The sequence below is a fragment of the Selenomonas bovis DSM 23594 genome (assembly GCF_000381005.1).
GTDB classification, from domain to species: Bacteria; Bacillota; Negativicutes; order Selenomonadales; family Selenomonadaceae; genus Selenomonas_C; species Selenomonas_C bovis.
Genome location: NZ_KB908379.1, coordinates 297,067 through 307,645, shown reverse-complemented (window position 1 = coordinate 307,645; position 10,579 = coordinate 297,067). Strand labels below are relative to the sequence as shown.

Annotated in this window: 10 protein-coding genes; all 10 read left to right on the top strand. The window is 63.5% G+C overall.

Going from position 1 to position 10,579, the window contains the following annotated elements; all coding sequences use genetic code 11:
- Positions 1–7 precede the first annotated feature (7 nt).
- A complete protein-coding gene (locus tag F599_RS13350) occupies positions 8–970 on the top strand; it encodes an endo alpha-1,4 polygalactosaminidase (RefSeq protein ID WP_019541766.1) in 963 nt (320 codons plus the stop codon).
- Between the two features lie 103 nt (positions 971–1,073).
- Positions 1,074–2,303, top strand: coding sequence for a D-alanyl-D-alanine carboxypeptidase family protein (locus tag F599_RS0101495; RefSeq protein WP_019541765.1), 1,230 nt, complete (start codon positions 1,074–1,076; stop codon positions 2,301–2,303).
- A 9-nt stretch (positions 2,304–2,312) separates the two neighbouring features.
- Positions 2,313–3,041, top strand: a complete 729-nt coding sequence (locus F599_RS0101490) for a pseudouridine synthase (RefSeq protein WP_020700439.1) — start codon at positions 2,313–2,315, stop codon at positions 3,039–3,041.
- Positions 3,038–4,282 (top strand): BaiN/RdsA family NAD(P)/FAD-dependent oxidoreductase, encoded by a 1,245-nt coding sequence (locus tag F599_RS0101485; RefSeq protein WP_019541763.1) that lies wholly within the window; start codon positions 3,038–3,040, stop codon positions 4,280–4,282. Before F599_RS0101490 ends, F599_RS0101485 begins: the two co-directional genes overlap by 4 nt.
- Before the next feature lie 10 nt (positions 4,283–4,292).
- Entirely contained in the window at positions 4,293–5,606 is a 1,314-nt protein-coding gene (gene aroA / locus F599_RS0101480; protein ID WP_019541762.1) for a 3-phosphoshikimate 1-carboxyvinyltransferase, read from the top strand.
- Complete coding sequence (cmk, locus tag F599_RS0101475; RefSeq protein ID WP_019541761.1) at positions 5,603–6,310, top strand: (d)CMP kinase; 708 nt, start codon at positions 5,603–5,605, stop codon at positions 6,308–6,310. The genes aroA and cmk overlap by 4 nt, the downstream gene beginning before the upstream one ends.
- A 4-nt stretch (positions 6,311–6,314) precedes the next feature.
- Complete coding sequence (locus tag F599_RS0101470; protein WP_019541760.1) at positions 6,315–6,932, top strand: lysophospholipid acyltransferase family protein; 618 nt, start codon at positions 6,315–6,317, stop codon at positions 6,930–6,932.
- A 130-nt stretch (positions 6,933–7,062) separates the two neighbouring features.
- Complete coding sequence (gene ispH / locus F599_RS0101465; protein WP_019541759.1) at positions 7,063–7,890, top strand: 4-hydroxy-3-methylbut-2-enyl diphosphate reductase; 828 nt, start codon at positions 7,063–7,065, stop codon at positions 7,888–7,890.
- Positions 7,887–9,017 carry a 30S ribosomal protein S1 gene (gene rpsA / locus F599_RS0101460; RefSeq protein WP_019541758.1) on the top strand — a complete coding sequence of 377 codons (1,131 nt, stop codon included), beginning with the start codon at positions 7,887–7,889 and terminating at the stop codon, positions 9,015–9,017. Before ispH ends, rpsA begins: the two co-directional genes overlap by 4 nt.
- A 136-nt stretch (positions 9,018–9,153) precedes the next feature.
- The gene (locus F599_RS0101455) at positions 9,154–10,542 is read left to right on the top strand and encodes a DUF512 domain-containing protein (protein ID WP_019541757.1); all 1,389 of its coding nucleotides are present in this window, start codon (positions 9,154–9,156) and stop codon (positions 10,540–10,542) included.
- Positions 10,543–10,579 lie beyond the last annotated feature (37 nt).

The following is a 10,579-nucleotide window of genomic DNA, read 5'->3' as shown; positions in this document are numbered from 1 at the left end:
GAGGCGCATGGATTTGCGTTTCAGAAAAATGCTCTGTGCCTGCCTTGGCTTCGGCTTGCTGTTTTCCGGCTGCGAGGCGCGGCCTTCACCGCAGACGGAGATGGTTCGCCTCGTTGCTGACATACACAGCTACGCGCAGGCGCGGCAGCCGGGATTCCTGCTCGTCGGCAACGGCGCGGCCGGGCTGCTCGAGGTGACGAGGGAGAATCCGGAGGAAAACGTAGCGAGGCTCCTCGGCGCGCTCGACGGCTTTCTCACGGAATCTGTATTCTACGAGTCGGTGGAGGACGCCGCCGTGCCGAGATCCGCGGAGATGGCGGCCTATCTGGCGGCGATGCTTGCAAAGCCATTGGCAGCCGGCAAGGCGGTCTTCACGCTCGACTATGTGAGCGATGCGGCGAGCGCGGCGGCCGACCGCGCGCAAGGCCGCGCGGCAGGCTATGTGAGCATGACGGTGCCGCGCAGGGAGCTTGACGTGCTGCCGCAGGGGCCGCTCACGGGAGAAAACAGCCGTTCCGTCGCGCGGCTCGCGGCTGTGCGCAATTTCCTCATCCTGCTCAATCCCGGCCGTTTTGGGAGCCGCGCGGCCTATCTTGCGGCTCTGCGCGCTTCACCGGCCGATCTGCTCATCATCGATCTCTATTACGGTGCAGCGCCGCTCACGCGGCAGGAGGTCGCGCGCCTTCAGGAAAAACCGCAAGGCGGCCGCAGGCTCGTGCTCGCTTATTTAAGCGTCGGCGAGGCCGCCGACTATCGTCCTTACTGGCAGAAGCACTGGGCGGCAAAACGCCCCGATTGGCTCGCGCAGCCGAATCCCGCGTGGCCGGGCAGCTATCGCGTGAAATATTGGTCGCGCCCCTGGCGGCGCATCCTCTACGGCAGTGCGGATGCCTATCTCGATGAGATCATCGATGCCGGCTTCGATGGCGCGTTTCTCGATGTCATGGATGCCTGGCAGACATTCCAGTGAGAGCGGCATTCTTGCCAAGGCGGGAGGGGGATGATAAAATAAAAAAGCTACGAATGAATCAGTGGTTTCTTGGAAATCACATCGGGAAAGCTGGGATATTTGTTTGAATAGAAACCATAGGACGTCCAAGGCTCGCTGGCGACGCTGGCTGCTGCCGGCGGTCAGCTGTCTCCTCGTGCTCTCGCTGACGGCGGGAGAGGCTGCGGCGGCGCTCGCAGATGATATCATCCGCAAGGCGCCGCAGAATACACCGAAGGTAGAGGGCCTCGTGCTCTCACCGGATGATGCGCTGCCGCGCGTGACGGCGCGCAGCGCTGTCGTCATGGAGGCGCGCACGGGACGGGTGCTCTACGAGCGGAATATGAACGAGCGGCGCTTCCCCGCGAGTACGACGAAGATCATGACGCTCATCATCGCGCTCGAGCGAGGAAATCTCGACGATGTCGTGACGGTGAGCGCACACGCGGCGGGCACGGAGGGGTCGACCATCTGGCTCGCGCCCGGCGACAAGATCACGCTGCGGGAACTGCTCTATGGCATGATGCTGCACTCGGGCAACGACGCGACGGTCGCGGTGGCCGAGCACATCGCTGGCTCCGTCGACGCCTTCGCCCGGCTCATGACGGCGAAGGCGAAGGAACTCGGCGCGACGGATACGCATTTCGTCAACGCGAACGGCCTGCCGGATGACGCGCACTACACGACGGCGCACGACATGGCGCTCATCGCCTCGTACGGCTATTCGCTGCCGGGATTCGAGGAGATCGTGAGCACGAAGGAGATCACGTTCCCTTGGGTGAAGGATGAGACGCACCGCTTGCGCAACGAGAACCAGATGCTCTGGCTCTACGAGGGCGGCAACGGCGTCAAGACCGGCTACACGGAGGCGGCGGGGCGCTGCCTCGTGTCTGCGGCGAAGCGGGACGGCATCCAGCTCGTCGCCGTCGTGCTCGACAGCAACTGGATGTGGAACGACTCCATCCTGCTGCTCGACTATGGGTTTCGTCAGATCGATACGGTGACAGTCGTCAAGGCGGGGACGAAGGTCGGCAGCTGCGCCGTCTCCGGCAGCGGCACGCGGCGCATCGAGGCGCAGGCCGCGGAGAGCATCGTGCTGCCCGTCGTTGACGGCAAGTCAGGCTATACGCAGGAGGTGTCGCTGCCCAAGGCGGTCAAGGCGCCCATCCAGGCGGGCGACACGGTTGGAACATTGCATGTATATTATGAAGGAAAAGAGGTGGCGGCGACGGATCTCGTCGCGGCTGCGTCCGCGCAGCGCCGCTCCTTTTTCCTGACGGTCTGGCATGGGCTTCGCCAGTTACTGGGAATGTGAGGAAGAACGATGCAGGAACGATTGCAGAAGATTTTGGCGCAGGCGGGCGTCGCGTCCCGCCGCAACGCGGAGAAGCTGATCCTCGCGGGACGCGTGAACGTCAATGGGACGTGCGTGCGCGAACTCGGCGCGAAGTTTGACGCGGCGAAGGTGAAGATCACGGTGGATGGCAAGCCGCTCGCGGCGCGCGAGCGGCATGTCTATTTCCTGCTCAACAAGCCCAAGGGCTATCTCTCGACGGCGAAGGATGAGCGCGGCCGCCGCACGGTGCTCGACCTGCTGCCGGAGGTCAAGGAGCGTATCTATCCCGTGGGACGCCTCGACAACAACACGGAGGGCTTGCTGCTCCTGACGAATGACGGGACACTGATGAACGGCCTGCTGCACCCGCGCTATCAGGTGGAGAAGACCTACATCGCGCGCGTCGCGCCGCCGCCGCCCGAAGCCGCGCTCATCACACTCACGGAGGGCGTCGAGCTCTCAGACGGCAAGACGGCGCCGGCGCTCGTGCGCGTCATCGAGCGCGATCCGGCGCAGGCGCGCGTCGAGATCACGATCCATGAGGGCCGCAACCGCCAGGTGCGCCGCATGTTCGAGGCGGTCGGCTCGGATGTGCGCGCGCTGAAGCGCGTCGCGTTCGCGCGCCTCACGCTCGCGGGCGTCAGGCGCGGCGCGCACCGGCCGCTCACGGCCGCAGAGGTCGCGCAGCTCTATGAACTCGCGGGGGTGGAGCGATGAAGGACGTCCTCGTCGTCGGCGCCGGTCCCGCCGGCATGATGGCCGCGATCACGGCGGCGGAGAACGGCGCGCGGGTCACACTGCTCGAGAAGATGCAGCGCGTCGGCCGCAAGATGCTCATCACGGGCAAGGGGCGCTGCAACCTCACGAACGCCGCGCCTGTGCCGGAGCTCATCCGGCAGTTCAAGGGGAACGGCGCGTTCCTCAACAGCGCCTTTGCCGCCTTTGACAACGAGGATGCCATGCGCTTCTTCGAGCAGCAGGGCGTACCGGTCAAGGTGGAGCGCGGCGGGCGCGTCTTCCCCGTGAGCGACAAGGCGGCGGACTGCGTGGAGGCGATGCTCGCGCGCCTGCATGAGCTCGGCGTCGCCGTGCGCACGGGCGAGGCGGTCGCTGCGGTGCTCACGCGCGAGGGACGCGCGGCGGGCGTGCGCACGGCGGCAGGCGAGGAGATCGCGGCGGATGCCGTCATCCTCGCGGTCGGCGGCGCGTCGTATCCGGGGACGGGCTCGACAGGCGACGGCTATGAGATCGCGCGGCAGCTCGGCCACACGGTCACGCGCATCCTGCCCTCGCTCGTGCCGCTCGAAACGGAGGAGCACTGGCCCCGGGACGTGCAGGGTCTCTCTCTGCGCAATGTGCGGGTGAAGCTCCTCGTGGATGGCAGGGAGCGGCAGGAGATGTTCGGCGAGATGATGTTCACGCATTTCGGCGTCACGGGGCCCATCATCCTCTCCCTGAGCCGCACGGCGGCGCAGGCGCTCGCGGACGGCGCCTTCGTCGAGCTCGAGATCGACCTCAAGCCTGCACTCACGCCGGAAAAGCTCGCGGCGCGCATCCTGCGCGATTTCGAGAAATATCAGCGCAAGCAGGTCAAGAACGCGCTCGTCGACCTGCTGCCGCACCGGCTGATTCCCGTGCTCATCGACGCCGCGTATCTCGACGGAGAGAAGTTCGTGCATCAGGTGACGCAGGAGGAACGCCATCGCCTCGCCGAGGCGCTCAAGCACCTCGTGCTCACGGTCGCGCGCACGCGTCCGCTCACGGAGGCCATCGTGACGGCGGGCGGCGTCTGCGTGAAGGAGATCGATCCGCGGACGATGGAGTCGCGCCTCGTGCCGCGGCTCTATTTCGCGGGCGAGCTCGTCGATGTCGACGCGTTCACGGGCGGCTACAACCTGCAGGCAGCGTTCTCGATGGGCGTAGCGGCGGGCAGCTACAGCGTATGGAACGACGATTAGGGGGTATCTCATGGAACAGGTAGAAACGAAGGAAATCCGGCCGCTTCGCCACGGCGTCAAAGGGCGGCTCCATATCCCGGGAGATAAATCCATCTCCCATCGCAGCGTGATGTTCTCAGCGCTCGGCAGCACGCCAGTGCACATCACGAACTTCCTCCACGCGGCGGACTGTCTCTCTACCGTCGCCTGCATGCGCGCGCTCGGCGCGACCGTCGAGGAACTCGGCGCGACGGAGCTCGTCGTGACGGGCAACGGCCTGCACGGCCTCAGGGAACCGGCGTGCGTGCTCGACGCGGGCAATTCCGGCACGACGCTGCGCCTGCTCCTCGGCCTGCTCGCGCCGCAGCCTTTCCTCGCGACGTTTACAGGCGACGCGTCGCTCTCGCGGCGCCCGATGGGCCGCGTCGTGAAGCCGCTCAGCGCGATGGGCGCGAAGATCGTCGGCCGCGCGCAGAACACGCTGCTGCCGCTCACGGTGCTCGCCCCGGACGGGAAGCTCCACGGCATGCGCTATGAGAGCCCCGTCGCGAGCGCGCAGGTGAAATCTGCCCTCCTGCTCGCCGGCATGTTCGCGGACGGCGCGACGACGGTCGTCGAGCCCGTGACCTCGCGCGACCATACGGAGCGCATGCTCGAGGCGTTCGGCGTCGTGACGGAGAAGGATGGGACGGCCGTGACGATCCGCCCCGTGGCAGAGGTGCAGGCGCCGGCCGCCATCGAGGTGCCGGGCGACATCAGCTCGGCGGCCTACTGGCTCGTGCTCGCCTCCCTTGTGCCGGGGAGTCAGATTGTGCTCGAGAACGTCGGCGTCAACGAGACGCGCACGGGCATTCTCGATGTGCTCGCGGCGATGGGGGCTGACATCGTGCGCACGAACGAGCGCGTGAGCGGCGGCGAGGCGGCGGCGGATCTCGTCGTGACGGCGGCGAAGCTGCACGGCACGACGTTCGGCAAGGACATCATGCCGCGCCTCATCGACGAGATCCCCGTCATCGCCGTCGCGGCGCTCTTCGCCGAGGGCGATACGGTCATCACGGGCGCGGGCGAGCTGCGCGTGAAGGAGACCGATCGCCTGCAGGCCATCGCGGATACGTTCTCGGCGCTCGCGCCTGGAAGCGTCGAGGCGGGCGCGGACAGCCTCGTGATCCACGGTGGCACGCAGCTCCAGCGCGCCGCTGTCCCCAGCTACGACGACCATCGCATGGCGATGTCGCTCGCGATCCTCGGCGCGGCCGGAGCGGGCGTCATCATCGAGCGGCCGGACTGCGTGCGCATCTCGTACCCGGAGTTCTACGATACGCTCGCGGGCTTTGGCGGAGAATGATTGCCGGGCGGCGGCTCATGGACGAAAAAGAAAAGGAGGATATTTCCTTGAAGAAACTAGTTGTTGCCATCGACGGCCCCGCGGGCGCGGGCAAGAGCACGGTCGCGAAACTCGCGGCAAAGGCGCTCGGCTATACCTATATCGATACGGGCGCGATGTATCGCGCCGTCGCCTGGAAGGCGCTGCAGCAGAAGGCGCCGGTGACGGACGCATTGATCCTCTCCGTCGTGAAGGACATCGACGTGCGGCTCTCCTACCATGACGGTGTCACGCATGTCTTTGTCAACGGCGAGGAGGCGACGGACTACATCCGCACGCCGGAGGTCAGCCGCATCGTCTCGCAGGTCGCGGCCCTCGGCCCCGTGCGTGAGAAGATGGTCGAGCTGCAGCGGGCGATGGCGGAGGAGGGCGGCGTGCTCATGGACGGGCGCGACATCGGAACGCATGTGTTGCCGCAGGCCGATGTGAAGATCTTCCTCACGGCCTCCATCGAGGAGCGCGCGCAGCGCCGCTACCGCGAGATGCGCGAAAAGGGCTACGACGTCGAGCTCGCGAAGCTCCAGGAGGACATCGCCGCGCGCGACAAGGCGGACAGCGAGCGCGCCATCTCCCCGCTCGTGCAGGCGGCGGATGCCGTGCTGCTCGATACGACGGGACTCTCCATCGAGCAGGTCGTTGAGAAGATTCTCGGAATGTGCAGGTGATCGTATGCTCTATGCCATGCTCAAGATCATATTCCAGCTGCTGTTCCGCATCGTCTTCCGCGCGCGCGTCATCGGCGCGGAGAACCTGCCGCAGCAGGGAGCGGTCATCCTCGCGGCCAATCACATGAGCAATTGGGATCCGCCGTTTCTCGCGTGCTTCATGCGCCGCCATGTCGCCTACATGGCGAAGGAGGAACTCTTCGAGCATCCCGTTTTCGGCGCTGCCATCCGCGCCTGCCACGCGTTCCCTGTGAAGCGCGGCGCAGCGGACCGCGCGGCCATCAAGACGGCGGTCGAAGTCCTGAAACTCGGCCATTGCCTCGGCCTCTTCCCCGAGGGTACGCGCAGCCGTACGGGCAAGATGCGCAAGGCGGAGGCGGGCGTCGGACTCATCGCCGCGCTCACCGGTGCGCCCGTCGTGCCCGCGGCCATCCTCGGCACGGATCGGATTTTCGCAAACGGCGGTTTGCTGCCGCGGCTTACAGTCATCGTCGGCAGGCCCAGAACGTTTACGGGCGATCGCCGCAAGAAAGAGGAGCTCGCCGCTTTTTCGCAGGGAATCCTCGATGAGATCGCCCGTATGAAGGCCTCGGTTACGTCAGGAACACCATCTCGTGCGTGAAAAAAATTTCCTGATGGAGTGAAATCACCCTATACAAGTTTCTCTGAAAATGATATACTAACACTTAGATTGCGTTATTGGTGTGAGGAATCATACTGGTTCGCAACAAATCATACGGGTGGTTGATAGATTGGAAGTCATTCTGGCAGACTATCTGGGCTTCTGTTATGGCGTCAAACGCGCCATCAAGATTGCCCGGGAGAATGCTGCTCCCGATGGCTCCGCCTGTACGCTCGGCCCGATCATCCATAACCCGCAGATGGTAGAGCGCCTGAAAGAAGAGGGTGTCGGTACCATCAGCAGCCTTGATGATATGAAGCGGGGAAGGGTCATCATCCGCTCTCACGGCGTTGGGCCGGAGACGTATGCACGGGCTGAGGCGATGGGCCTCGAGTGCGTTGACGCGACATGTCCGCATGTCAAGAAGGCGCAGCTCTCAGCGAAGGAGCTTGCGGAAGAGGGGCGTTTCGTCGTCATCGTCGGCGAGAAGGAACATCCTGAGGTGCAGAGCATCGTGCAGTGGGCAGGTGGTAGCGTGGCTGTTGTCGAGACGGTGGCGGAGGCTGCGGCTGTTCTTAGCGTGCCGAAGCTCGGCATCGTCTCGCAGACGACCTTCTCGGGCGGGCGTTTCCGAGAAATCGTGAGCGCGCTCCTCGACAAGTCGCGTGATATCCGTGTCATGCGGACCATCTGCACGGCGACAGACCAAAGGCAGCACGCTGCGCGCGAACTGGCATCGAAGGTAGATGTCATGATCGTAATCGGCGGCAAGAACAGTGCGAATACGACGCGCCTCGCGCAGCTCTGCGCGAAAACATGTCGTACCTACCATATCGAGACGGCTGAAGAGCTTCAGCTCGCGTGGTTTGACAACATTGAAAAAATTGGTATTACAGCTGGTGCTTCTACACCGGACTGGATTATCAAGGAGGTATATAAAAAGTGTCAGAGGATATGAAAACCCTTTTAGAGGAAGAAGAGAAGAACAGCCCGGAGATTCGGGAGCACGAGGTAGTGAAAGGCAAGGTCGTTCTTGTCAACAAGAGCGAGGCTTTTATCGATATCGGCTACAAGCAGGAGATTCCCGTTCCGAAAAAAGAGCTGGCTTATCCGGAGCCTGATTCCGCAGAGGATGTCGTCAAGGTCGGCGACGAGATCGATGTCTACATCGTTTCCCTCGGCGGCGAGAATGGCGGCCTCCTTTCCAAGGTCAAGGCAGATCGCATGGCTGCATGGAAGGACATGGAAGGTGTAAAAGAGCGCGGCGAGACGGTCGAGGCGAAGATTCAGCAGGTCGTCAAGGGCGGCCTCGTTGCCTCCGTCAACGGCCTGCGCGGCTTCATCCCCGCATCCCAGATGGAGCTTCACTTCGTGAAGGACCTCTCCATCTACGTCGGCCAGACGGTCGAGGCTCTGCCCATCGAGATCGATGTGCGCAAGCAGCGTCTCGTGCTCTCCCGTCGCCAGCTCCTCGAGGCTGAGCGCGAGAAGAAGCAGGAAGAGGTCTTCGCGACGCTCGAGGCTGGCCAGACGGTGCACGGCACGGTCAAGCGCCTCGTGGACTACGGCGCGTTCATTGATATCGGCGGTGTGGACGGTCTCGCTCATATCTCTGACCTCGCATGGCATCGCGTGAGCAAGCCGAGCGACGTGCTCCACGTCGGTCAGGAGCTCGATGTCTATGTGAAGAACGTCGATAAGGAAGCAAAGCGCATCTCGCTCTCCGTCAAGGATACGATGCGCGATCCGTGGCTCGACAAGGCGGAGAAGTACGCTGAGGGCGACCACATCGAGGGCAAGGTCATCAAGCTGACGGATTTCGGTGCTTTCATGGAGATCGAGCCGGGATTCGACGGTCTCATCCCGATGGGCGAGCTCGCAGATCATCGCATCGAGCGTGCAGACGAGGCCGTGCATGTCGGCGACATCGTCAAGGTCAAGGTCCTGCGCATCGATATGAAGCGCAAGCGCATTTCGCTCTCCATCACGAAGGCGAAGCGCGATGGCGATAACGCCATCTACAAGCGTTACATGGAAGAGCAGGATGACGCGCCGACGACGATTGGCGACGAGGTCAAGGACTGAGTCTGTATCCGGCAATCTTATAGGAAATTTCGAGGAGTGATGATTTCATCACTCCTCTTTCCGTGCTATGATAGTAGACAGAAAGAGCGGCTGCACTGACAGCTGCGGGGAATATATGAGCAGATGAGGAGTAGGTATGAACAAAGGGGAAATCATCCGCGTTGCGGCGGGCAGTCTGGCGGAGGAACTGGGGCTCGTGCCAGGGGACAAGGTTCTCTCGGTCAATGGGAGGGAACTGCGCGACATCATCGATTTGAGCTTTGCGTTCGCGGAGGAGGAGATTGACTTGCTTGTCGAGCATGCAGACGGCGAGCAGGAGATGATTTCCTTCGACAAGGATATCGATGAGGAGCTTGGCGCGGAGTTCGCGGCCGCGGTTTTCGACGGCATCCGCCGCTGTGCGAACAACTGTTATTTCTGCTTTGTGAACATGGTCGCGCCGCACATGCGCTCATCGCTGCACATCAAGGATGATGACTATCGTCTGTCGTTCCTCTACGGCAATTTCGTGACGCTCACGAATATGGGCGAAGCGGATTTCCGGCGTATCGAGCAGCTGCATCTCTCGCCGCTCTATGTGTCCGTACAGTGCATGAACCCTGAGCTGCGCGCGCAGATGCTGCGTTGCAAGCGAGCGGCGCTCATCAACGAGCAGCTCGACCGCCTCGAATCAGCGGGCGCAGACTACCATACGCAGGTCGTGCTCTGTGCGGGCCTCAACGACGGCGAGGAGCTCGAGCGCACGATTCGCGAGCTCGTCGCGCGGCGGCCGCATGTACTCTCGCTCGCTGTCGTTCCCGTCGGCGTGACGAAGTTCCGCACGGATCCGTATCCGCTCAAGCAGTTCGATGCAGCGGGCGCGGCAGCGGTCATCGACATGGCGGAACGGTGGCAGAAGAGGCTCAGGGAGGAGACGGGGCGGACGTTTCTCTACCTCGGGGATGAGTTCTATTTCCTCGCTGGTCGCGAGGTGCCGCCAGAGGAGATGTACGACGGGTTCCCACAGCTCGATAACGGCATCGGACTTACGCGCAGCTTCCTCAAGGATTTCGAGGAGACGCAGGCGTCGTCGTCGTATGATGCGCCCGTCTACCTCGATGTTGTCACGGGGACGTCGGTCGCGCCGGTGCTAGAGAGACTCGCGCAGTCCGTACGGCAGACGAACCTCCATGTGCGCATCGTGCCGGTTCCCAATGAATATTTCGGTACGACCGTCAATGTTTCGGGCCTGCTCACGGGACAGGACATCGTGCGCGCGCTGCGCGCGCTGCCGGGGCCGCGCACGGGCATCCTGATTCCGGAGCCGGCGCTGCGTGCTGGCGAGGACATCTTCCTCGATGACATGACGCTTGCGGAACTGCGCGCTGCGTTCCCCGAGGCGCGCGTCGAGCCCGTGCAGGGTGGCAGCGACTACCGCCGCGCGCTCGCGGACTGGACGCATTACCACAAGGCGCGGGCTGGGGAGACCGCCTACATGTGGCAGAGCAATGCGGCTTATACGAAGCCGGCGGCAGGAACGGAATAAGGGAACTAGATAAAGAAGCGAACGGAAAGAAGGGGTC